At 62.3% G+C, this 22,987-nt stretch carries 23 protein-coding genes; 11 read left to right on the top strand and 12 right to left on the bottom strand.

Annotation, left to right across the window (positions count from 1 at the left end; genetic code table 11):
- Positions 1–152 precede the first annotated feature (152 nt).
- From E8E78_RS06605 to sthA, 3 genes are all read left to right on the top strand, one after another.
- Positions 153–1,616, top strand: a complete 1,464-nt coding sequence (locus tag E8E78_RS06605) for a glyceraldehyde-3-phosphate dehydrogenase (RefSeq protein ID WP_049273479.1) — start codon at positions 153–155, stop codon at positions 1,614–1,616.
- 210 nt (positions 1,617–1,826) lie between these two features.
- Positions 1,827–2,825, top strand: coding sequence for an FAD:protein FMN transferase (locus E8E78_RS06610; RefSeq protein WP_049273481.1), 999 nt, complete (start codon positions 1,827–1,829; stop codon positions 2,823–2,825).
- A gap of 203 nt (positions 2,826–3,028) precedes the next feature.
- Positions 3,029–4,423 (top strand): Si-specific NAD(P)(+) transhydrogenase, encoded by a 1,395-nt coding sequence (gene sthA, locus E8E78_RS06615; RefSeq protein WP_016500731.1) that lies wholly within the window; start codon positions 3,029–3,031, stop codon positions 4,421–4,423.
- Positions 4,424–4,471: 48 nt separating this feature from the next.
- Here sthA and E8E78_RS06620 read toward each other — a convergent pair whose 3' ends face one another.
- Positions 4,472–5,188 (bottom strand): glycerophosphodiester phosphodiesterase, encoded by a 717-nt coding sequence (locus tag E8E78_RS06620; protein ID WP_016500730.1) that lies wholly within the window; start codon positions 5,186–5,188, stop codon positions 4,472–4,474.
- A 33-nt stretch (positions 5,189–5,221) separates the two neighbouring features.
- On the bottom strand, positions 5,222–5,806 hold the full coding sequence (locus E8E78_RS06625) for a PilZ domain-containing protein (protein ID WP_041167812.1): 585 nt from the start codon (positions 5,804–5,806) through the stop codon (positions 5,222–5,224).
- Positions 5,807–5,899: 93 nt separating this feature from the next.
- Here E8E78_RS06625 and E8E78_RS06630 point away from each other — a divergent pair, with 93 nt between their 5' ends.
- Genes E8E78_RS06630 through E8E78_RS06640 form a run of 3 tightly spaced genes read left to right on the top strand, consistent with a single transcriptional unit; the run spans position 5,900 to position 9,143 of the window.
- On the top strand, positions 5,900–7,150 hold the full coding sequence (locus E8E78_RS06630; protein ID WP_049273484.1) for a lipoprotein-releasing ABC transporter permease subunit: 1,251 nt from the start codon (positions 5,900–5,902) through the stop codon (positions 7,148–7,150).
- A gap of 7 nt (positions 7,151–7,157) precedes the next feature.
- Positions 7,158–7,841 carry a lipoprotein-releasing ABC transporter ATP-binding protein LolD gene (gene lolD, locus E8E78_RS06635; protein ID WP_193391278.1) on the top strand — a complete coding sequence of 228 codons (684 nt, stop codon included), beginning with the start codon at positions 7,158–7,160 and terminating at the stop codon, positions 7,839–7,841.
- Between the two features lie 60 nt (positions 7,842–7,901).
- The gene (locus tag E8E78_RS06640) at positions 7,902–9,143 is read left to right on the top strand and encodes a lipoprotein-releasing ABC transporter permease subunit (RefSeq protein ID WP_061203906.1); all 1,242 of its coding nucleotides are present in this window, start codon (positions 7,902–7,904) and stop codon (positions 9,141–9,143) included.
- Positions 9,144–9,264: 121 nt separating this feature from the next.
- Here the strand turns inward: E8E78_RS06640 and E8E78_RS06645 are convergent, their stop codons facing one another.
- Together E8E78_RS06645 and cinR are read right to left on the bottom strand one after the other, a co-directional pair.
- On the bottom strand, positions 9,265–10,617 hold the full coding sequence (locus tag E8E78_RS06645; protein WP_049273489.1) for a heavy metal sensor histidine kinase: 1,353 nt from the start codon (positions 10,615–10,617) through the stop codon (positions 9,265–9,267).
- Positions 10,614–11,294: a two-component system response regulator CinR gene (gene cinR, locus E8E78_RS06650; protein WP_016485658.1), complete on the bottom strand. Its 681-nt coding sequence runs from the start codon at positions 11,292–11,294 to the stop codon at positions 10,614–10,616. Before cinR ends, E8E78_RS06645 begins: the two co-directional genes overlap by 4 nt.
- A gap of 182 nt (positions 11,295–11,476) precedes the next feature.
- Here cinR and E8E78_RS06655 point away from each other — a divergent pair, with 182 nt between their 5' ends.
- Both E8E78_RS06655 and queF read left to right on the top strand, forming a co-directional pair.
- A complete protein-coding gene (locus tag E8E78_RS06655; protein WP_049273491.1) occupies positions 11,477–11,986 on the top strand; it encodes a cupredoxin family protein in 510 nt (169 codons plus the stop codon).
- A gap of 68 nt (positions 11,987–12,054) precedes the next feature.
- Positions 12,055–12,885, top strand: a complete 831-nt coding sequence (queF, locus tag E8E78_RS06660) for an NADPH-dependent 7-cyano-7-deazaguanine reductase QueF (protein WP_049273492.1) — start codon at positions 12,055–12,057, stop codon at positions 12,883–12,885.
- Positions 12,886–13,028: 143 nt separating this feature from the next.
- Here queF and E8E78_RS06665 read toward each other — a convergent pair whose 3' ends face one another.
- On the bottom strand, positions 13,029–13,292 hold the full coding sequence (locus E8E78_RS06665; RefSeq protein WP_016500720.1) for a DUF4404 family protein: 264 nt from the start codon (positions 13,290–13,292) through the stop codon (positions 13,029–13,031).
- Positions 13,293–13,414: 122 nt separating this feature from the next.
- Positions 13,415–13,981: a hypothetical protein gene (locus E8E78_RS06670; RefSeq protein ID WP_049273493.1), complete on the bottom strand. Its 567-nt coding sequence runs from the start codon at positions 13,979–13,981 to the stop codon at positions 13,415–13,417.
- Between the two features lie 201 nt (positions 13,982–14,182).
- Between E8E78_RS06670 and E8E78_RS06675 the strand changes: the two genes are divergently transcribed.
- A complete protein-coding gene (locus tag E8E78_RS06675) occupies positions 14,183–14,890 on the top strand; it encodes a VacJ family lipoprotein (RefSeq protein ID WP_016500718.1) in 708 nt (235 codons plus the stop codon).
- A gap of 31 nt (positions 14,891–14,921) precedes the next feature.
- Here the strand turns inward: E8E78_RS06675 and E8E78_RS06680 are convergent, their stop codons facing one another.
- Entirely contained in the window at positions 14,922–15,221 is a 300-nt protein-coding gene (locus E8E78_RS06680) for a PilZ domain-containing protein (protein WP_049273494.1), read from the bottom strand.
- A gap of 271 nt (positions 15,222–15,492) precedes the next feature.
- Between E8E78_RS06680 and rssB the strand changes: the two genes are divergently transcribed.
- Entirely contained in the window at positions 15,493–16,674 is a 1,182-nt protein-coding gene (rssB, locus tag E8E78_RS06685) for a two-component system response regulator RssB (protein ID WP_049273574.1), read from the top strand.
- Positions 16,671–17,153: an anti-sigma factor antagonist RssC gene (gene rssC, locus E8E78_RS06690; protein ID WP_016500715.1), complete on the top strand. Its 483-nt coding sequence runs from the start codon at positions 16,671–16,673 to the stop codon at positions 17,151–17,153. The genes rssB and rssC overlap by 4 nt, the downstream gene beginning before the upstream one ends.
- 130 nt (positions 17,154–17,283) lie before the next feature.
- Here the strand turns inward: rssC and E8E78_RS06695 are convergent, their stop codons facing one another.
- The 5 genes from E8E78_RS06695 to E8E78_RS06715 all read right to left on the bottom strand — a co-directional run bounded on the left by E8E78_RS06695 (position 17,284) and on the right by E8E78_RS06715 (position 22,978).
- Entirely contained in the window at positions 17,284–19,128 is a 1,845-nt protein-coding gene (locus tag E8E78_RS06695) for an alkaline phosphatase D family protein (protein WP_049273495.1), read from the bottom strand.
- Positions 19,129–19,335: 207 nt separating this feature from the next.
- Positions 19,336–20,262, bottom strand: coding sequence for a transaldolase (gene tal, locus E8E78_RS06700; RefSeq protein WP_049273496.1), 927 nt, complete (start codon positions 20,260–20,262; stop codon positions 19,336–19,338).
- Between the two features lie 203 nt (positions 20,263–20,465).
- Positions 20,466–21,476 carry a tRNA dihydrouridine(20/20a) synthase DusA gene (gene dusA, locus E8E78_RS06705; protein WP_041167810.1) on the bottom strand — a complete coding sequence of 337 codons (1,011 nt, stop codon included), beginning with the start codon at positions 21,474–21,476 and terminating at the stop codon, positions 20,466–20,468.
- 408 nt (positions 21,477–21,884) lie between these two features.
- Positions 21,885–22,175: a DUF1330 domain-containing protein gene (locus E8E78_RS06710; RefSeq protein ID WP_049273498.1), complete on the bottom strand. Its 291-nt coding sequence runs from the start codon at positions 22,173–22,175 to the stop codon at positions 21,885–21,887.
- Entirely contained in the window at positions 22,172–22,978 is an 807-nt protein-coding gene (locus tag E8E78_RS06715) for an NAD(P)H-dependent oxidoreductase (protein ID WP_049273499.1), read from the bottom strand. Before E8E78_RS06715 ends, E8E78_RS06710 begins: the two co-directional genes overlap by 4 nt.
- Between the last annotated feature and the right edge of the window lie 9 nt (positions 22,979–22,987).

Genomic DNA, 22,987 nt, shown 5'->3' on the forward strand with positions numbered 1-22,987 from the left:
AAGCGTTGCGGCAAAGACACCGATTGTACCGGTGAGCGTGCCGGCTGTCAGGCTCGAAAGGGCGTGAACGCTGGCTTGCATCGCTACGACAGGCGCTCATTGCCGGTTCCGCGTCGGGGCGTCATAATGTAGCCCCTTTTTTCTGTCCCTACATGTGGAAGGTTCCCGTGACTCAGAAGCCCGACCAGTGTCTTGGTGAGTGGATTGATCGTGAAGCTCTGGCTGAAGCGATGATCCCGCTTATCGGTCAGCTCTACCGCAACAACAACGTGGTGAGCTCGATTTATGGCCGTAGCCTGATCAACCGTTCGGTTATCTCGATCCTCAAGGCGCACCGCTTTGCGCGTCATCGTCAAACCGACGAAACCGAACTGTCCGTCCACGAGACATTCCCCCTGCTCAAGGCCATGAGCGAGCTGAAACTGGGCGCCGCTTCGGTCGACCTGGGCAAGCTGGCCAACAAGTTCAAGCAGGAAGGCAATGGCCGCACTGCCGAGCAGTTCGTCCGTGAAGAGCTGGCCGACGTGGTTGGCCAGCAGAACGCTTCGGCGCGCAAAGGCACCGACGTTGTCCTGTACGGCTTCGGCCGCATCGGCCGCCTGCTGGCGCGCATCCTGATCGAGAAGACCGGTGGCGGCGACGGCCTGCGCCTGCGTGCCATCGTCGTGCGCAAAGGCGCCGAGAACGACCTGGTCAAGCGTGCCAGCCTGCTGCGTCGTGACTCGGTGCACGGCCCGTTCGATGGCACCATCACCATCGACGAAGCCAACAACACCATCACCGCCAACGGCAACCTGATCCAGGTTATCTACGCCAAGAGCCCGAGCGAAGTCGACTACACCCAGTACGGCATCGACAACGCGCTGATCGTCGACAACACCGGCGTATGGCGTGATGCCGACGGCCTGGGCCAGCACCTGGCCTGCCCGGGCGCTGCCCGCGTGATCCTCACCGCACCTGGCAAGGGCGCGCTGAAGAACATCGTGCACGGCATCAACCACGGTGACATCACTGCTGATGACAAGATCATCTCGGCGGCCTCCTGCACCACCAACGCCATCGTGCCGGTGCTGAAGGCGGTCAACGACAAGTACGGCATCATCAACGGCCACGTCGAAACCGTTCACTCGTTCACCAACGACCAGAACCTGATCGACAACTTCCACAAGGGCAGCCGCCGTGGTCGTGCCGCGCCGCTGAACATGGTCATCACCGAAACCGGCGCTGCCACTGCTGCTGCCAAGGCGCTGCCAGTGCTGAAGGGCAAGCTGACCGGCAATGCCATTCGTGTGCCGACGCCAAACGTTTCGATGGCCATCCTGAACCTGAACCTGGAAAAGGCCACCAACCGCGACGAGATCAACGAGTACCTGCGCCAGACGGCCATGCACTCGGAGCTGCACAAGCAGATCGACTACGTCAGCTCGCAGGAAGTGGTTTCGACCGACTTCGTTGGCTCGCGCCACGCCGGTGTGGTTGATGCTGAAGCCACCATCGCCAACGACAACCGCGTTGTCCTGTACGTCTGGTACGACAACGAATTCGGTTACAGCTGCCAGGTGGTTCGCGTGATGGAAGACATGGCCGGTGTGAACCCGCCAGCGTTTCCACGCTGATTCGCTTGTAAGGCAATGAAAAAACGGGAACCTTCGGGTTCCCGTTTTTTTTGCCTGATGAACTGATCGGGCATCTACTGTGTCTGTACTGGCCTCATCGCCGGCAAGCCAGCTCCCACAGGTACTGCACAGTCGTCAGACTCGGCTCAGTACTTGTGGGAGCTGGCTTGCCGGCGATGAGGCCAGTGCAGGCAACCGAGAGCCCGAACCTTGCGCATAGCCTTACTGTTCATCCTCCTGCTGCTTACCGCCTGCGACCAGGGCTCCACCCTGGAGCGCCTGGGTGGCCCGACCATGGGTAGCAGCTACAGCATCCAATACGTCCGCGAGCCCGGTGGCCCGGCGCCGGCCCAGGTACAGGCGGCGGTCGAAACCATCCTTGGCGACATCGACCGGCACTATTCCACCTACCGCAGCGACTCAACCGTCAGCCGTTTCAACCAGCTGCCCGCCAACCAGTGCCTGGCCCTGCCGCCCGACATGCTCGAGCTGGTTGCCCTCGGCCAGCACCTGGCCGAGCAAAGTGATGGCGCCTTTGACCTCACCGTCGAGCCCTTGCTCGACCTCTGGGGCTTCGGCCCCCAGGCCCGCCACGAGCAGGTGCCCGACCCGCAAGCACTGGCCCAGGTTCGTCAGCGTGTGGGTCATCGGCACTTGCATATCGAAGGCCAGGCCCTGTGCAAGGACGCCCCGGTGCAGCTCGACTTCAATAGCATCGCCGCCGGCCATGCCGTGGACTTGATCGCTGCGCGCCTGCTTGCCATGGGTGTCGCCAGTTTTGTCGCCGAGGCCACTGGCGAGCTCAAGGCGGTTGGCCGCAAACCCGACGGCAGCCCCTGGCGGATCGCCCTGGAATTGCCCCGCGAAGACCGTCAGATCGCCCGGCAGATCATTGCGGTCAATGGCCTTTCGGTCTCAACCTCGGGTGACTATCGGCACTATTTCGAGGAGAATGGCCGGCGCTATTCGCACACCTTCGATGCCCGTCTCGGGCGCCCTGTGCAGCACGACCTGGCCGCAGCCACCGTGCTGGATGTCTCGGCGTTGCAGGCCGACGGCTACTCGACACTGCTGCTGATCCTTGGCCCTGAGCGTGGCTGGGATTATGCCGTGGCGCATGGCCTGGCCGCGGTATTGGTGACTCGGGCCGAGGGTGGCTTCGTCTCTCGAGCTACGCCCGCATTCGAACGGGCAGTGAAAGGCGATTGAAAGCGCAGGCAGGGATGATTGCCGCCAGGGAATGGGTGAACCATATGTAGTGCGGGCAAAATTGGCCTACGACGCGACCAAGGGTTAATGTGCGCGGCGTTCACGCTTGATTAGACTGCACCCGAATTTTCTCATGGCGCCCCGGCGGCATGATCGCGCCCCGCGAGCGACCGTGGCTTGCGGGCAGTTCTGAAGGAGTACGCATGGCTGTCTACAACTACGACGTAGTGGTGCTGGGTTCTGGCCCGGCCGGTGAAGGCGCGGCAATGAACGCCGCCAAAGCAGGGCGCAAGGTAGCGATGGTCGATGACCGTCGCCAAGTCGGTGGCAACTGCACGCACCTGGGTACCATCCCGTCCAAGGCACTGCGTCACTCGGTGCGGCAGATCATGCAGTTCAACACCAACCCGATGTTCCGGGCCATCGGTGAGCCGCGCTGGTTCTCGTTCCCGGACGTGCTGAAAAGCGCCGAGAAGGTGATTTCCAAGCAAGTGGCATCGCGCACCGGCTACTACGCCCGCAACCGTGTCGATGTGTTCTTCGGCACCGGCAGCTTCGCCGACGAGCAAACTGTTGAAGTGGTGTGTCCGAACGGTGTGGTGGAAAAGCTCAACGCCAAGCACATCATCATTGCCACCGGCTCGCGCCCGTACCGCCCGGCCGATATCGACTTCCACCACCCGCGCGTCTACGACAGCGACACCATCCTCAGCCTCAGCCACACCCCGCGCAAGCTGATCGTGTACGGCGCTGGCGTGATCGGTTGCGAATATGCGTCGATCTTCAGCGGCCTGGGCGTGCTGGTAGAGCTGGTGGACAACCGTGGCCAGTTGTTGAGCTTCCTGGATTCGGAAATTTCCCAGGCACTGAGCTACCACTTCAGCAACAACAACATCACCGTGCGCCACAACGAAGAGTATGAGCGCGTCGAAGGCCTGGACAACGGGGTGATCCTGCACCTGAAATCGGGCAAGAAGATCAAGGCCGACGCCTTGCTGTGGTGCAACGGCCGTACCGGCAACACCGACAAGCTGGGCCTGGAAAACATCGGCATCAAGGTCAACAGTCGTGGCCAGATCGAGGTTGACCAGGCTTACCGCACCACCGTGCCGAACATCTACGGCGCCGGTGACGTGATCGGCTGGCCGAGCCTGGCCAGTGCCGCCCATGACCAGGGCCGCTCTGCGGCTGGCAGCATCGTCGACAACGGCAGCTGGCGCTTCGTCAACGACGTACCGACCGGCATCTACACCATTCCGGAAATCAGCTCGATCGGCAAGAACGAGCAGGAACTGACCCAGGCCAAGGTGCCGTACGAAGTGGGCAAGGCCTTCTTCAAGGGCATGGCGCGTGCGCAGATCGCCGGCGAGCCGCAGGGCATGCTGAAGATCCTGTTCCACCGTGAAACCCTGGAAATCCTCGGCGTACACTGCTTCGGCTACCAGGCTTCGGAAATCGTCCACATTGGCCAGGCGATCATGAATCAGCCGGGTGAGCTGAACAACCTGAAGTACTTCGTCAACACCACGTTCAACTACCCGACCATGGCTGAAGCCTACCGGGTAGCTGCCTACGACGGCCTGAACCGGCTTTTTTGAGCGGCTCCGACCGGTGGCCTGAGCCGGTCGGAGAGACCGATTTCGACCCTACCCGAGGGTGGTCTTGGCCAAACCGGGAAAGTCTGTAATCAGGCTGTCCACGCCAAAGTCAGCGAGCCGGCGCATAAGCGCCGGTTCGTTGACCGTCCACACCGACACGTGCAAACCCTGGCCCTGTGCTTTCAGCAGGCGCTCGGGGGTGCACAGTGTCCAGTTCAATGCCAGCAGCTCGCAACCGTAGTTCTGTGCCACCTTCAGCGGGTCGAGCCAGGCGTACTCGGCGACCAGCCCGCGTTTCACGTCCGGCACCAGCTCCACGGCCGCGCCCAGCACTTCGCGTGAGCTGGAGGTGATGGTGACCTTGTCCAGCAGGCCGTATTGCTGGGCCAGTTCGCGAATCGCCAGCACGGTAGTGGCGGCGCGGGTGCGCGAAGCGCTTTTCACTTCCAGCTGCCAGTGCTCGAACGGGCATTTCTCGAACAGCTCTTCCAGTTTCGGGATAGGGCAGGGCTGCACGTGGCCCGGGCCGCCGTTGCGCGCATCGATCTTCACCAGGTCGGCGGCTGGGTGATCGACCACCTTGCCGCGTCGGCCGGTGGTGCGCTTGAGGGTTGGGTCGTGGATCACCATCAGCTCGTTGTCGGCCGACAGGTGCAGGTCCAGTTCGCAGCGGGTGACGCCGTGGGACAGGCACTGGCGGAAGCTGTGCAGGGTGTTCTCGGGCGCTTCGCCCTTGGCGCCGCGATGGCCGTAGATCAGGGTCACGTTCGTTCCTTCAAATCAGAAAAAAAAACAGGGTCATGAGGCGGGATCATTCTGTTCCAGCTGCTGGCGCCGCTGTTGTTGCTGGCGCTGCAGGATGTAGCGAGCCAGCAGTTGGCGCTGGGCGTCGGTCATGTCGATGAATTCGGTGCCGACCTCGAAGCCGCCCTCGGGGCAGGGGTCGCAATGGGTGACCTTGCCGCGTAGCAGCAAGCCGTGGGCGCGCGGCATCAGCACCATCTTCACTTTTACCCGGGTGCCCGGGGCAATGTGCGTCGCCTGCGCGAATTCGATACCGCCTTCGGAGAGGACCACCGGCAGAGGCTGGCCTACTTCGCCGAGCAGGGTCTGGGCAACGACTGCGCTGAGCAGGTCGAGGCGTTTGTTCTGCGCCCGCAGGAAGGCCGCGAGGGTGCGGTCCTTGTCGCTTAGCTGGCGCAGCAGGTGCTGCGACTCGAAGTCGGACAGGTGCAGCTCGCTGAGCAGGTTGAACAGCGGGGAATCATCTTGCAATACATCTGGCTCAAGGGCTTCGGCCGCGCTGAGGGGGCTGATTTGAAGTGCGATCCGATCTTCGATGCGGTAGTATTCGCGGCGATCTTCTTCGTCTAATGTCGTCATGGCGAACCCAAGGTAGCGGCGGTGGTCCGAGTGTAAAGCCGCCGTAGGCGCCTCGCCACAAGGACGTTCCCTTTCATCCGAACAAGCCCCGACATGTTCAGACCTCTTTTCGCATTCATAGGCACGCGTTATACCCGTGCCAAACGCCGTAATCACTTCGTCTCGTTCATTTCCCTGACCTCGATGATCGGCCTCGCCCTGGGCGTGGTGGTGATGATCGTGGTGCTGTCGGTGATGAACGGTTTCGACCACGAAATGCGCACCCGCGTGCTGGGCATGATCCCCCATGCCACGCTGGAGAGCGGCCAGCCCATTGCTGACTGGCCTGCCCTTGCCCAACAAGTAAAGCAGAATCCGCAGGTGGTGGCGGTTGCGCCGTTCACCCAGATGCAGGGCCTGCTGACCCATGATGGCAAGGTGCAGAAGGTGCTGCTCAACGGCATCGACCCGGCCCGCGAGCGTGAGGTGTCGATCATCGACAACTTCGTCCTGCAAGGCCGCCTCGACCAGCTGGCGCCGGGTGAGTGGGGCATCATGATCGGCGACAAGGCTGCGGCCAAGCTGGGTGTGGCCGTCGGCGACAAACTCACCTTCGTCGCCCCCGAGGTCAGCGTGACGCCGGCGGGCATGTTCCCGCGCATGAAGCGCTTCACCGTGGTTGGCACTTTCCACGTGGGCGCGGGCGAGATCGATGGTTACCTGGGGTTGACCAACATCAGCGACCTTTCCCGCCTGCACCGCTGGAAGCCCGACCAGGTGCAGGGTCTGCGCCTGAAGTTCGACGACCTGTTCCAGGCGCCGCGCGTGGCCTGGAGCATCGCACAGCAGCTGGGTGACCAGGAGTTCTACAGCCGTGACTGGACCCGCACCCACGGCAACCTGTACCAAGCCATCCGCATGGAAAAGGCCATGATCGGCCTGCTGTTGCTGCTGATCGTGGCGGTGGCGGCGTTCAACATCATTTCCACCCTGGTGATGGTGGTCAACGACAAGCGCGGCGACATTGCAATCTTGCGCACGCTGGGCGCCACCCCCGGGCAGATCATGCTCATCTTCATGGTCCAGGGCACTGTGATCGGGGTGATCGGTACCCTGATCGGCGCCGTGGTCGGGATCGTTGCCGCGCTGAACGTGAGTGCGGCGATCGCCGGCATCGAGAAGCTGATCGGGCACAAGTTCCTGAACGCCGACGTGTACTTCATCGATTACCTGCCGTCGCAGATCCAGTCCCAGGACGTGTACATGGTCTGCGGTGCGGCGCTGGTCCTGAGTTTCTTCGCCACCCTGTACCCGGCCTGGCGTGCGGCCCGCACCCAGCCTGCAGAGGCGCTACGTTATGAGTGAGTCGCGCATGAGTGATAAAGCCGTTCTGAGTTGCCGCAACCTGGGCAAGTCTTACGACGAAGGCCCGGAATCGGTGAAGGTGCTGTCCGGGCTCAACCTTGAGCTGCATGCCGGTGAGCGGGTGGCCATTGTCGGTAGCTCCGGCTCGGGCAAGAGTACCTTGCTCAACCTGCTGGGCGGCCTTGATCGGCCGTCCCAGGGCAGTGTCTGGCTGGCTGGCGAAGAGCTGTCGGCGCTGGGTGAACGTGCCCGTGGCCTGCTGCGCAACCGTGAACTGGGCTTTGTCTATCAGTTCCACCACCTGTTGCCGGAATTCACCGCCATCGAGAACGTGTGCATGCCGCTGCTGATCGGCCGCACGCCCATCCCGGAGGCCCGGGAGCGTGCCGAAGCGCTGCTCAATCGCGTGGGCCTGGGCCACCGCCTGACCCACAAGCCGGCCGAGCTGTCCGGCGGTGAGCGCCAGCGTGTGGCGATTGCCCGGGCACTGGTCAACCGCCCCGGCCTGGTGATGCTCGATGAGCCTACCGGCAACCTCGACCACCATACCGCCCAAGGCATCCAGGAGCTTATGCAGGAGCTGTCCAGTTCGTCGCGCACGGCGTTCCTGGTGGTGACCCACGACCTCAACCTGGCGCGTCAGATGGACCGTGTATTGAAGCTCGACGACGGCCACCTGGTGGCGATCTGATCGACTGCTCGGGGTGGCCTTGCCGCCCCGTTTTCCTGTTTTCATTGGGTGATTTCGTACATGTTCAGACCCTTGCCCATCTTCATCGGCGCGCGCTACACCCGAGCCAAGCGCCGCAACCACTTCATCTCGTTCATCTCGATGACCTCGATGATCGGCCTGTCGCTGGGCGTGCTGGCGATGATCGTGGTGCTGTCGGTGATGAACGGCTTCCAGCGCGAAATGAGCTCGCGCATTCTCGGCCTGGTACCGCATGCCGCCATCCTCGGCGTGCAGCCGCTGGGCGACTGGCACAAGGTGGCTGACGCAGCCTTGCAGAACCCGGCGGTGATGGCGGCTGCGCCGATTACCGAAATGGAGGGCATGCTGTCGTACAAGGGTGCGATGCAGCCGATCCAGGTGGGCGGTATCGACCCGGCCGAAGAGGGCAAGGTCTCGATCGTTGGCCAGCACATTGTTCAGGGCCGCCTGCAGGACCTGCAGCCGGGTGAGTTCGGTGTGGTAATCGGTGAATTGACCGCGCGGCGCTTCCGCCTCAACACCGGCGACAAACTGACCCTGATCGTGCCGGAAATCAGCAAGGAACCGGGTGGTATCACCCCGCGCATGCAGCGCCTGACGGTGGTTGGTATCTTCAAGGTCGGCGCCGAGCTGGACGGTTCGCAGGCCTATATCCACGTGGCCGACGCCGGCGAGATGCAACGCTGGGCACCGGGCCAGGTGCAGGGCGTGCGCCTGAAGCTGCATGACCTGTATGCGGCGCCGCAGGTGTCCAAGGCGATTGCAGCCGGGCTGGGTGATGCCTACCGCGCCGATGACTGGTCGCACACCCAGGGCAGCCTGTTCAGCGCCATGAAGATGGAAAAGACCATGATCGGGCTGCTGCTGATGATGATCATCGCCGTGGCGGCCTTCAATATCATTGCCACCTTGGTGATGGTGGTGAACGACAAGGGGCCGGACATTGCCATTCTGCGTACCTTGGGTGCCACACCCGCGCAGATCATGGGCACGTTCATGGTCCAGGGCAGCCTGATTGGTGTGGTCGGGACGTTGATCGGCGGCGTGCTGGGCGTGATTGCGGCGTTCAATGTCAGCCAGATCGTGGGTTGGCTGGAGCGGGTGAGCGGGCAGCACATCTTTACGTCGGACGTGTACTTCGTCAGCAGCTTGCCGTCGCAATTGCAGTGGGGCGATGTGGTGATGATCTGCACGGCCGGGTTGGTGATGAGCTTCCTGGCGACCATTTACCCGGCTTATCGGGCGTCGCAGGTGCAGCCGGCGATTGGCCTGGCGGTTTGAGGTAGGTTCGAGGGCCTTATCGCCGGCAAGCCAGCTCCCACAGGTATCGCGCAGGCTCCGGGCTTGATGCAGTCCTGTGGGAGCTGGCTTGCCGGCGATGGGCTGCGAAGCAGCCCCAATTTCACCGATCCTGGCTGAACTGAATGACGAACCGTGTCCACCCATTTTCACACTCCGCCCGAATGCCCCCGCCATGGGCCTGCACGATCGACCGGGTAATCGCCAAGCCCAACCCAGCATGCTCGCTACTGCCTTCGCGCCGTGCCGGGTCCACACGGTAAAAGCGGTCGAACAACCGCGGCAAAGCAGCTGGCTCGATGGCCGGCCCGGTGTTGGCCACGCTGATTCTCGGCCCAGGCGCCAGCGTTACCCTTATCTGCCCACCCGCCGGGGTAAAGCGCATGGCGTTATCCAGCAGGTTGGACAGCGCCCGGCGCAGCATATGCCGGTCACCGTGCAGCACAGCCTCCCCCTCGCGCAGCATCTGCACATTGTTGTCTTCGGCCAGCGGCGCGTAGTACTCCAGCAGCGCATCCACCTCGTCATGCAACGCCAAAGGCGCTTGCCCCGGTACCAGCAGGCCGTGGTCGGCCTTGGCCAGGAACAACATGTCGTTGATCATCTGCGCCATCCACTGCAGTTCTTCCAGGTTGCCATGCAGCGCTTCGCGGTACTCCTCAAGGCTGCGCGGGCGGGTGAGGGTAACCTGGGTATGAGTTAGCAGATTGGACAGCGGCGTGCGCAGCTCATGGGCAATGTCGGCAGAAAATGCCGACAGGCGCTGGAAGGCATCGTCCAGGCGCTGCAGCATGGCGTTCATGTTGGCGGCCAGTTCGGCCAGCTCCTCGGGCATTTGCGCCACCGGCAGGCGTGTGGTGAGCGAGCGTGCCGACACGCTGGCGGCCACCTGGCCCATCTGCCGTAACGGACGCAGGCCGCTGCGTACCGCCCAGGCGCCGAGCAGCGCGGTGGCCAGCGCTGAAAGGCCGACTGTCAGCCAGATCAGGCGTTGCATGCCCTGCAGGAAATGCTGGTGGTGGGTGATGTCGAGGTAAAGCGCCAGTTGTGGCGACTGCACGGCGCCCTGCGCCAGGTGCACAGCCAGGCTGCGGTAGTCGGTGCCTTGTGCATGCAGGGTGGCCAGCCCGGCGGGCAGCGGTTCCTGCGGTAGCCCGGTGCGGCTTTCGAACCAGGTGGTGCCGTCGCTGCCGCTGATGCGCAGCGCCAGGTCGGCCTGGTGGCTCAGCTCATCGCGCAGGGCGGGCAGGCGTGCCTGCAGCTCGGTTGGGGTGGTGATGCCAGCCAGTTGCGTACGGAACAGTGACAGGCGCGAGTCCAGCAGTTGCTGGTCGAGTTCGACGAAGTGCTGCTCGCTGGCCCGGTTGAACAACACGCCGGCGCCCAGCGAAACGGCGGCGGTGCAGGCGGCGAACAACAGGGCCAGACGGCTGCCGAGGGAAACCCTGCGCATCATTCCGTGCGCTCTTCGAGCACATAGCCCATGCCACGTACGGTGTGGATCAGCTTGTTCGGGTGCGGGTCGTCGATTTTCAGGCGCAGGCGGCGGATCGCCACTTCGATCACGTTGGTGTCGCTGTCGAAATTCATGTCCCACACCTGCGATGCGATCAGTGATTTTGGCAATACCTCGCCCTGGCGGCGCAGCAGCAGTTCGAGCAGGGCGAACTCCTTGGCGGTCAGGTCGATGCGCTGGCCGGCGCGCTCGGCGCGGCGGCGGATCAGGTCCAGGCGCAGGTCGGCCAGGTTCAGGGTGGTGTCCTGGCTGGGGCTGGTGCCACGGCGCAGCAGGCTGCGCACCCGGGCCAGCAGTTCGGAAAAGGCGAACGGCTTGACCAGATAGTCGTCGGCGCCCAGCTCCAGGCCATGCACGCGGTCCTCGACGGCATCGCGGGCGGTGAGGAACAGTACTGGCGTATCCAGGCCGGCCTGGCGCACGGCCTGGAGGATCTGCCAGCCGTCACGGCCAGGCAACATTACGTCGAGGATCAGCAGGTCGTGGTCGCCGGTCAGGGCCAGGAACTGGCCGGTTTCGCCATCGGTGGCCAGCTCGGTGGCGAAGCCGGCCTCGCTCAAGCCCTGGCTCAGGTACTGGCCGGTGCGGGCCTGGTCTTCGACGATCAGCAGTTTCATGCACTGTCCATAATCTGAAAGTTTGTACCTGCCCTGTGGAGGCAGGCGGTGTAGTGGCTGAAATGATACGTGACGAAGCGCAGGCACGCCCAAGCTGACAAAGTTGTAATCTCCCTGTCAGGTAGCTGCCAGTCGCCCGTGACTAAGGTGGCCTCATCCTGTTGTACATTTCCGGAGTCATCATGAAACGCCTGTTCATCGCCGCCGCCCTCGCCCTGGCCAGCCTGTCGACCTTTGCCGGCGAGGCGCAAACTTTCGCCTTTGGCGAGCCGGCCCCGGCGAACAAAGCCACCCGCACGGTCAACGTGGTGCTCAAGGACATCGCCTTCGAGCCCAAAAACCTGCAGGTAAAAGCCGGCGAGACGGTGCGCTTCGTACTGGTCAACGAGGGTAAGCTGCCGCATGAATTCAACCTGGGTGACAAGGCCATGCATGCCGAGCACCAGAAGGAAATGGTCGCCATGCAAGGCAAGATGTTCACCGAGGCCATGGACCACGAAGGCATGGACCACGGGCAGATGATGGATCACGGCGGCGACCATGGCCACGGTGGTGGCAACACGGTGCTGGTCATGCCAGGCCAGCGCGCCGAGCTGACCTGGGCCTTCCGCAAGTCGGCGCCCATCGAGTTTGCCTGCAACGTGCCGGGGCATTATCAGGCTGGCATGGTCGGGGCGTTGACCATCGAGTGACTTGCGCTCCAAGGCAGGGTGCAAAACCGGTAGACTAGGGGCAATTTCGAACCTCTAGGTCAGTTTCCATGCATCCTGCTGCCGAACACTCGCCGCTGGGCAAGTCCAGCGAATACATCGCCACCTACTCCCCGGAGCAGCTGTTCCCGATCCCGCGTACTGCCAAGTGGGCCGAGCTGGGCGTCACCGCGCAGACATTGCCCTGGCATGGCGTGGATTACTGGAACTGCTTCGAACTGAGCTGGCTGCTGCCGTCGGGTAAACCGGTGGTGGCGATCGGCGAGTTCGCCATCCCGGCCGACTCGCCGAACATCATCGAGTCCAAGTCGTTCAAGCTGTACCTCAACTCGCTGAACCAGACGGTGTTTGCCTCGCTGGGCGAATTGCAGGCCTGCCTGGAGAAAGACCTGTCTGCCGCGGCTGGCAAGCCGGTGGGGGTGAAGGTTCGTACCTTGGCTGAAGTCGAGGCCCAAGGCGTGGAAGCCTTGCCGGGGCTGTGCATCGATGCGCTGGACGTTGCCATCAGCAACTACGAGCAGCCGCAGCCAGAGCTGCTGCGCTGCAACCCGGAGCACGTGGTGGAAGAAACCTTGCACAGCCACCTGCTGAAGTCCAACTGCCCGGTAACCGGCCAGCCGGACTGGGGCAGCGTGGTGGTCGAGTACAAGGGCAGGGCGCTGGACCACGCCAGCCTGCTGACTTACCTCATCAGCTTCCGACAGCACGCCGACTTCCATGAGCAATGCGTCGAGCGTATTTACCTGGATTTGAAGAACCTGCTGCAGCCGGAGCATCTGACGGTGTATGCGCGGTATGTGCGCCGGGGTGGGCTGGATATCAACCCGTACCGTAGCACCGGGGCGATCAGCCCGGATAACAAGCGGCTGGTTCGGCAGTAAGGCTCAAGTAGGTTGGGGGCGCTCTGCGCCCCTTTCGCGACACAAGGCCGCTCCCACAGTTTCAGCGCATGATCAGGGTTTTGCGCTGAACCTGTGGGAGCAGCCTTGTGCTGCGAATGGGCTGCCGAGCAGCCCCAGCTGATTCAGATCCCCATGCTGTGCAGCGAGTTGACAATGCTGCGCAGAGTTGCCGTGGCGTCCGGGTGATCGGCCTCGAAGCGTTCGATTGCCAGATGCACGCTGTCGACCAGGTTGTTGTCTGGCGTGGCTTCCTCCAGTTTCAGTTGCGCCTCGATCTGACGCGCCTCTTCGTGCAACGTGGTCAGCTCTTCTTCTGTAAGCGGTACGTTGCGGTCCAGTTGCTCGCGCAAGCTGTTCAGGCGCTCTTGCAATTCGCGGGCAGGCATTGGTAGTTCTCCATCAAGGGCTTGGCAAACCATGGACCTCAGCGAAGCGGCAAAGGTTCTGGCCTGTCTTCAGCGTAATCCACCTGCCGCCGCTTTGCATGATCCGCGTCAAAGGTGCTGTATCAGGGTTTTTCACCTTTGCGCCGGCGCTGGGCGATGTCCTGCAGGCAGGTGTCCAGCGCCTCCAGGTGGTCGATTACCGAGTGCACGCCCAGGCCGAACAGTTCCAGCGTTGCCTTGCCACGGGCCACGTCCTGTTGCTGCGAGGTCATGGCTTGCCATTGCCGCGAGCTGCGGTCGCAGAACGGGCTGCAGGCGGCCAGGCCCACCGTCCACAAGCCCGCGTTAAGCCCGGACTGCAGCAGGCGCGGGTCGCCGCTGACCAGTACGCAGCCGTCCAGGCGTTGGCTGTCCAGGGTCATCAGTGCCTGCCAACAGGCGTTGGGCGCCGGCCAGCGTACGCCGTTTACCGAATGCCCCGGCAGCCAGTCGGGCAGTACGTGTGCCAGGCGCTTGCTTTGGGTGGCGCTGAGGTCATCCAGCCAGATGCATGGCACCTGGTGCTGGCGCAGGCTGGCGAGGGTAGCCAGGGCGCCGGGTGCGGGCGAGGGGGCGCTACCATTGGCGGCCTGCACCAGGCAGCCGCGCAAGCCGAACAGCACAGCAGTGAAGGCGGGTGCAGCGTCCATGGCAACTTCCCCCAAATAGTCCGCAGGCTATTCGGTGATTGTTACCGCCCTGTGACATCGGCGCCCCTGCAACAGTTGTTCACAAAATATTGAGCAAACATGTGTAAAGCTGTTTATCAGGCCGCAAGCCTCTATACTGCCGCCTTACCAGCAGCGCGACCCGTTGCGTTTGCGGCCGAGAAATTCGATGGAGAGACATCTATGCGTAGGATCGGTGCCAGTGTGATCGAACGAGTCACCCAGGCCTGTGTCTGCGCCAGCATGCTGCTGGCGCCCGTGGCAGCCACCCAGGCAGCCACCGAGGAAGATCCCTGGGAAGCGGTCAACCGGCCGATCTTCCGCTTCAACGATACCCTCGACACCTATGCCCTCAAGCCATTGGCCAAGGGCTACCAGGCGGTCACTCCGCAGTTCCTTGAAGATGGCATCCACAACATCTTCCGCAACCTGGGTGATGTGACCAACCTGGCCAACGACGTGTTGCAGCTCAAGCCTCATGCTGCGGGGGTGGATACGGCGCGGCTGATCGTCAACACCACCTTCGGCCTGGGCGGTTTCTTCGACGTGGGCACCAAGATGGGCCTGCAGCGCAATGACGAAGACTTTGGCCAGACCCTGGGCTACTGGGGTATGCCGAGCGGCCCGTACGTGGTCATCCCGCTGCTGGGGCCCAGCACGGTGCGTGACGGCGTTGCCAAGTACCCGGACAGCTACACCAAGCCTTACCGCTACATCGACCATGTGCCGACGCGCAATTCGATCTTTGCCCTGGACGTGATCGACACGCGTGCCGACCTGCTCTCTGCCGAGAAGCTGATACAGGGTGACAAGTACATCTTCATTCGTAACGCCTACCTGCAGAACCGCGAGTTCAAGGTCAAGGATGGCGAAGTCGAAGACGACTTCTGATCTGTGAACAGGGGCCGCTTCAGGCCCCTTTTCAATGCATGGCCAGCACGCGCAGCCCGAACTTCTGCTGCCCACCCGGCTGGTCGGCAATCCATACCACTTCGGTGCTGGCATGCAGCCCTTTCAGCGCCGGGTGGTCGGAGTCGATCCGCACCTCGATATGATCCCCCACCTGGAAGCGTTGCGGTGCCTGCACTTGCATGCCGCTGCTGGACAGGTCCAGGCACACGGCTGCGATCACCTGGCCCTCATGCAGCAGGCTGACCGCGGTATCGATGCGCATGCGGATGAAATCGCGTTTTTCGCTGTGGCTGGAGGGTGTGTGCGGCATGCTGCATCCTTCCCATCAGGGTACGCTGGTCGACTTTCTTATAACTCCCAGTGATTTGCCCTGTAAAGAGCGGCGAGGTCGACCCTCGCATGCTTGAAACGCCTGCCGGATGGGAGTACCGTCTGCGCCTTACAAGGTACCTCTGAACAGTTGCCGGGCAGGTGTTCTTGTCCTACAACTCAAGTAGAGTGTGACCACAGAGAATTCCCGTAGCTGGCCGTCTGCTTTGCCGACACCGCTGCACCCACCCAAATCGGCGCCGTTCGCCCACATGCAGAAAACCAGTGCAACGCTGCTGATTATCGATGACGACGACGTGGTCCGTGCGAGCCTCGCCGCCTATCTTGAAGACAGTGGCTTCAGCGTCCTCCAGGCCGGTAATGGCCAGCAGGGGCTTCAGGTCTTCGAAGAACACCAGCCCGACCTCGTGATCTGCGATCTGCGCATGCCGCAGATGGGCGGCCTCGAACTGATCCGTCAGGTCAGCGAGCGTGCGCCGCAGTTGCCGGTGATCGTGGTGTCTGGTGCCGGTGTCATGAGCGATGCGGTGGAGGCCTTGCGCCTGGGCGCCGCCGACTACCTGATCAAGCCGCTGGAAGATCTGGCCGTCCTTGAGCATTCGGTGCGCCGCGCCCTCGACCGCTCGCGCCTGGTGCTGGAAAACCAACGCTACCGCGATAAGCTCGAAACGGCCAACCGCGAACTGGAAGCCAGCCTGCACCTGCTGCAGGAGGACCAGACCGCCGGTCGCCAGGTGCAGATGAACATGCTGCCGGAAAGCCCCTGGGTAGCTGGCGAGTTCGCCTTCGAGCACCAGATCATCCCGTCGTTGTACCTGTCGGGTGATTTTGTCGATTACTTCCGCGTCGACGAGCGGCGTATTGCCTTCTACCTCGCCGATGTCTCCGGGCATGGCGCGTCGTCGGCCTTTGTCACCGTGCTGTTGAAATTCATGACCACGCGGCTCATGTTTGAGCTAAAGCGCAGCAGGATGCGCGAGTTCAAACCGTCCGAAGTGCTCAGCCACATCAACCGCGGCCTGATCAATAGCAAGCTGGGCAAGCACGTGACCATGGTTGGCGGGGTGATCGACGAAGGGGCTGGTCTGTTGACCTACGCCGTGGGTGGCCACTTGCCGCTGCCCGTGCTGCATACCCCCGGGCATACCCGTTACCTGGAAGGCCGTGGCCTGCCGGTGGGGCTCTTCGACGAGGCTACCTACCAGGACTTGGTGGTGGAGCTGCCACCTCAGTTCAGCCTCAGCCTGATGTCCGATGGCATTCTGGACCTTTTGCCGGGTGACACGCTCAAAGATAAAGAGGCTGCCTTGCCGGAGATCGTCAAGGCAGCAGGTGGCAGCCTGGATGGGCTGCGTCAACGATTCGGATTAGCTACGCTTGGGGATATGCCGGATGATATCGCCCTATTGGTGTTGAGCAGGAACCTTCAATGAGTACCGGTAGAATCCAGTTCGCCGAGCAGAGTGGTACCTTCGTACTGAAGTTCGTCGGTGAAGTGCGCCTGACCCTGTGTTCGGCGCTGGATGCGACGATCGAGAAGATATTCACGGCGTTGAACTTCTCGGCGATTGTCATCGACCTGACCGAAACCGAGAGTATCGACAGCACCACCTTGGGCCTGCTGGCCAAGCTGTCGATCCTGTCGCGGCAGAAGGTAGGCCTGTTGCCGACCGTGGTCACCACCAACCCGGACATTTCCCGGTTGTTGCAGTCGATGGGTTTCGATCAGGTGTTCAACATCGTCGATCGCCCGATTCCGTGCCCCGAGTGCCTGACCGACCTGCCGTCGCAGGACCAGAACGAAGAGGTGGTGCGCTCCAAGGTGCTGGAGGCGCACAAGATCCTCATGGGCCTGAACGACTCCAACCGCGAAGCCTTCCATGACCTGGTCAATGCGCTGGAGCGGACCTGATCGTTAACCTGTGCCGGCCCTTTCGCGGGTAAACCCGCTCCCACAGGGATCTGCACAGGTCTGACAGGCCCACGATTCCTGTGGGAGCGGGTTTACCCGCGAAGAGGCCAGCACAGGCTGAAGACCAGACTCAGCCAGTAAACTCGGTAGCCTCACCCCCACCCGCATCGAGCTGATACACCCGCATCGGCCGCCCCTGCTCATCAAAGAACACCTGCCCCAGCCCCGCACCGTTCCACAAGCGCTCCCCGGCCTTGCTGTGGCTGGGCGTACGCGGCACCACTTCCATCTCCCGGCGCTTGGTAAACCAGTTCAGCGGCGAGCGCGGTGCATACAGCCAGCGGTTGAGCCGGTCGAGTACATCCAGCAGGCGCCGGGGGAACTCGTTCTTGATCCCGCTGCTGGTCACCTGCCACAAATGCGGGCTGCGCTGGCGGTGGCGGATCAGCACTTCATAGACGAACGAGTAGTGCACATCCCCGGACAACACCACGTAGTGCCCCGGCGTGCGCGAGTGGCGGAAGATGTTGAGGATGACCTGCGCCGCACCTCGGTGGGCCATCCAGTTTTCGGCATCCACCAAAAGCGGGTAGCCCAGCCAGCTGAACACCTTCTGCACAGTCTCGATCAGCTTCACGCCAAAAATTGGCGCAGGCGAGACAATCACCGCTGACGGGTGGTCGAGCAGCGCCTGCTGCAACTCGCTCAGGGCCTCCCAGTCGAGCAGGCCGGACGGCTTGGCCAGGTTGCTTTCGCTGCGCCAGCGGCGGGTACGGGTGTCCAGTACCAGCAAGGGAGGGTTTGTCGGCAAGCTGAATTGCCAGCCCTGAAAGCGCAGCAGTTCGCCGATCAGTTCATCGCGGGCCCGGCTGCACAACGCCTGGCATTGCCTGACCAGTGGCTTGCAGCTGTCCGGATCGTTGCCCCAGGCCTGACACAGCAGGTAGCCAAGCAGTGCGTTGCCAATGATCCGCCGCGAGAAGGGGTGGCCGTAGGCGGTTTCTTCCCACTGTGCCGAGAGGTTCCAGTCGTCGGTGATGTCGTGGTCGTCGAAGATCATCAGGCAGGGCAGGTGGGCCATCACCCGCGCCACCTGGCCAAGGTTCCCGGCAAACCCCTGGATAAGCGGCAGCTCCTGTCGATAACGTGCCTGGCGCTGGTCGGTCAGCCCGCTGGGCATCGCCATGTCCACCAGCTGCCAAGGCACGGGTGACCACACCAGCAGGTACATGGCCATGACCTCGGCGAGGGTCACCAGGTGGTTGTCGGCGTTGCTGGACGAAAAAATCGGCTTGCGCTTGCCGCCAAAAAACCGCTCGCGCAAGGTGTCGTTGGTTTCCTGCGCTGGCAGCAGGTCGGCGCGGTGGTAGTAGCTGGCCGGGTGCTGGTACAGCGCCTGGCTGTCGGCAACCACGGCGCCATCCAGCTGCTCGTCGAACAGGCCCAGGCGCTCTATCAGGCTATGGATAGCACGCAGCATCGGGCCGGCGACATCGTCGGCGTACACCTGGTCGCCGGTCATCAGCAGCACGGCCGGGCGATCTTCAGGCTGCTCGCAGGCCTGCAGCAGGCGGTCAGCGCACAGCAAGCCATCGGCAGCGGGGTGGTGCGGCTTGCGGCAAGAACCGTGCAGCAAGTGGTCGAGACGGTCGCGCAGCACCAGGCTCGGGCGCTGGGTGCCGGGGTAGAGCAGGTGCGGCGCCCAGCCCGCGATGCCCTGGCCGTTGATGAGCAGGTCGTAGTCGAGCTGCTGGTTGCAGGGCAGGGGGTTGGCGAAGTGGATTTCCAGCAGGTGAATGAAAGCGTGCTGGCCGACCGGGACGACCTGGCAATCCACCTTGGCCTCGCTTGCCGGGAAGATGAATTCGGGTTGCAGCGGTTGGGTAGCGACCAGCCAGATGGCCAGGCGCTGGGGTTCCAGGCGGCGCAGTACCGGGCCGGTGAGTACGAGAGGCAAGGGGGTAGAGGAGGTCATCGACAGCTCGGGTGGCTTATCGGGCCTCTTCGCGGGTAAACCCGCTCCCACAAGTACAGCGCCAATTTCAGGCCTGTGGGTATGCGTGTGGGGAGCGGGTTTACCCGCGAAGAGGCCCTGGAATTCAATTCACAACTAAAGCTTGGCAAAACAAAACGGGCGGAAAATGCTGAACACTTCCCGCCCGTCAGGCAAATTCGATATGTGTCAGGCTTTTTCAGCCATCAACTTCTCCAGTTTCTCCTGGTCCCGCGCAAACTGGCGAATACCCTCGGCCAGCTTCTCGGTGCCCATGGCATCTTCGTTCATTGCCCAGCGGAACTGGCTTTCATTCAGCTGCTGCTTGGCCTCGCCGGCATTGCCTGGCTTGAGCACGCGCGGCAGTTCACCCTGGTCATCGCTCAACTGCTGCAACAGTTCAGGGCTGATGGTCAGGCGGTCACAGCCGGCCAGTTGTTCGATCTGGCCGATATTGCGGAAGCTGGCGCCCATGACCACCGTGTTGTAGCCATTGGCCTTGTAGTAGTCATAGATGCGCGTCACCGACTGCACGCCTGGGTCGTCGGCGCCCACATAATCCGTGCCGGTGCTCTTCTTGTACCAGTCGTAGATACGGCCTACGAACGGCGAAATCAGGAACACACCGGCATCGGCGCAGGCCTGAGCCTGGGCGAAGGAGAACAGCAGCGTGAGGTTGGTCTGGATGCCTTCCTTTTCCAGCTGCTCGGCGGCACGGATGCCTTCCCAGGTGGAGGCCAGCTTGATCAGCACGCGGTCTTTGGAGACCCCGGCTGCGTCATACAGCCCGATCAGCTGGCGGGCTTTGTTTAGCAGCGCCGGCTCATCGAACGACAGGCGAGCATCCACCTCGGTGGAGATACGCCCCGGAATGACCTTGAGAATGCCTGAACCCACGGCCACCGCGAACTTGTCGCAGGCCAGGTCGACATCGCCCTTGGCATCGGCCTTCACCTGCTTGAGCAGGTCGGCGTAGCCCGGGATGGCGGCGGCCTTTAGCAGCAGGGACGGGTTGGTGGTGGCATCGACCGGCTTCAGCCGGGTGATGGCGTCCAGGTCCCCGGTGTCGGCGACCACGGTGGTGAACTGCTTCAGTTGTTCCAGCTTGGAAGTCATGGGCGTGCTCTGTCCTGTGCATTTACTCGACATTACCCGAGCCCCGACAGCCGCTCAAGGGCCTGTAGAAGCGGGCTTGCCCACGAAGGGCCGTACGTAAGGTGAAGATTCGAGTGCCCGGCTGCCTTGAGGTTCCACATACTGCAATTCTCAAGCTCGCACGATCGTCTGTAGGAGCCGCCGGGTTGCGTGCACGGGTAGTATCACCGGCCTTGCAGCAATTCCACCGCCTGGTCAAACACTGCCAGCGGCTGCGCCGCCTTGTGAATGTCTGCCGACAGCAACTGACGGAAGCGCCGCGCCCCTTTGAACCCTTGGGCCAGCCCCAGAATATGCCGGGTAACGTGGTGCATCGCGCCACCGCTTTCCATATGCGCCACGATATATGGCCGCAACTGCGCCAACGCCTCGCTACGGCTGATCACCGGCGCATCGCTGCCAAACAGCTGCTGGTCGACCTCGGCCAGCAGGTAAGGGTTGTGATACGCCTCACGCCCCAGCATCACACCATCGAAGGTTTCAAGATGGGCCTGGCATTCTGCTAGGGTCTTGATCCCGCCATTGAGCACGATTTCCAAGTCCGGGAAGTCCGCCTTCAGCTGCGCCGCGACGTCATAGCGCAGGGGCGGAACCTCGCGGTTTTCCTTCGGCGACAGCCCCTCCAGAATCGCGATACGCGCATGCACGGTAAAACTCCGGCACCCAGCCTCACGCACCTGCCCGACGAAGTCGCACAGCTCGGCATAGCTGTCGCGGCCATTGATGCCGATACGGTGCTTGACCGTCACCGGTGTCGACACCGCATCCCGCATGGCCTTCACGCAATCGGCCACCAGCGCCGGGTGAGCCATCAGGCAAGCGCCGATCATGTTGTTCTGCACCCGGTCGCTCGGGCAGCCGACATTGAGGTTGACCTCGTCATAGCCCGCGTCCTCGGCCAGGCGTGCGCAGGCTGCCAGGTCGGCGGGTACGCTACCGCCCAGTTGCAGGGCCAGCGGGTGCTCGGAGGCATCGTGGCGCAGGAAACGGTGGGCGTCGTTGTGCAGCAGGGCACCGGTGGTGACCATTTCGGTGTAGAGCAAGGTTTGACTGGAGAGCAGGCGCAGGAAGAAGCGGCAGTGGCGGTCTGTCCAGTCCATCATAGGTGCAACGCTGAAGCGGCGTGACGGCTCAGGGCGCGTGGTTTCTGGCTTTGGGGCTGATTCTAGGGGCATTCTGGTCTACGCATTTTGGTACCATTTTTCGGGGTTTTGGGCGCTTTTTGGTTGCGCACTGGTACGATGTACCAATGCCAATCACGCTTGTACCACCGAAAACCATGGCAACTATCAGAGCAAGGAAAAAGGCTGCTGGGACGGTGAGCTATACCGTCCAGATCTGCCTCAAGAAAAAGGTGTATTAGTCTACCAAGAAGCCCAGACGTTCGCCCGGGAGCAGCTAGCTCAGGTTTGAACAAAACGACGAGAAGGGCCGGAGGGGGCTGGCCACAAACTGGCTAAGGCATGACGAGACTATCGACATCCGCCGCTAAGCGACGCGGCACTACAGCAATGAGGTCGCTCGCCTTCAGTATCCCGGATAGCTCTGGGCCCTGATGCCGATAGTTTCCCGTAGCGATGAGGCTAGGCGAGATCGCCTTCAATGATGATCAGTTCGCGGCAGTAGGCGCGAAGCGCGAACTGTTTTGCGGCGGTGTAATCAGGATCGCTGTAACAGTTCTTGGCTTGCGCGTAGGTAGGGAACTCGACCACCAGCACGCGCTGGCTGGATTGGGCCTCGACCAATGTCCCAGGCTTCAGAACCTTGACCTTGGCATTGTACTTCTCACTGATGGGTGCCCACAGTCGGCCATATTCCTGCTGTGCATCGGCGTCGTTTACCTCGGCACCGAAAATGATCCAATAGCCCTTCACGATGATTCTCCATTTGCAGCACTATCAAAATTCTTGCTCGCAGACGCTTCGAAGGTCTGGCCAGCGCGGGGATTCCACTGGACGCCCGAACGGGCAGGTATGCCTGGCTTGAGCTGTTGATGCTCGTCGTAATCCTGCCGTGGATGAAAGAACAGCGGTTGCATATCGCCCAGCCGTGATAGCCGCTCGGCATACTGCAGCAGATAATCCGCCCGTTGCTGTTGGCTGACCTGGGCGGGCATCCACGCGGCAAAGGGGGGGAGCACGGTAAAACCGGTGTACGCCAGTATGCCGTTGTGAATGGGCCAGAGAATGTGGTGCAGATCACCGTCAATGCCGTTGGGTGCGTACAGGGTGCTTGCGGTACCTGTGGTGAGGCTGAGCATTGCGCATTTGCCCTTGAGGTGTCCGGTATCGTACTTGCGTCCGGTGGAATAGGCGAAACCGCGGCTCAAGACACGATCAACCCAGCCCTTGAGCATGGCTGGCATGGAAAACCACCACATCGGAAACTGGAAAATCACCAGCTCGGCCCATGCGACCTTGTCCTGCTCGGCCTTAACCTCGCTACATACCGTCGCAGTAACCTGAGCGTGCGCCTGCTCCTTGGCGGGGTCAAAAAAGTGCCCATCGACCCGCTCGGAGAAATCCTCTGCCTGCAGTACGGCGTTCCAGCCCATGGCATAAAGGTCACTTACCCGCACTTCATGGTTTAGCCGGGTAAGCGTACGCACCGCAGTCCGGGTCATGGCGCCATTGAAGGAGCAAGGTTCGGGATGGGCATGGATAATCAGAACGTTCACGTGTTGTAC

It is taken from the genome of Pseudomonas sp. BN505 (assembly GCF_029873175.1).
Taxonomy (GTDB): domain Bacteria; phylum Pseudomonadota; class Gammaproteobacteria; order Pseudomonadales; family Pseudomonadaceae; genus Aquipseudomonas; species Aquipseudomonas putida.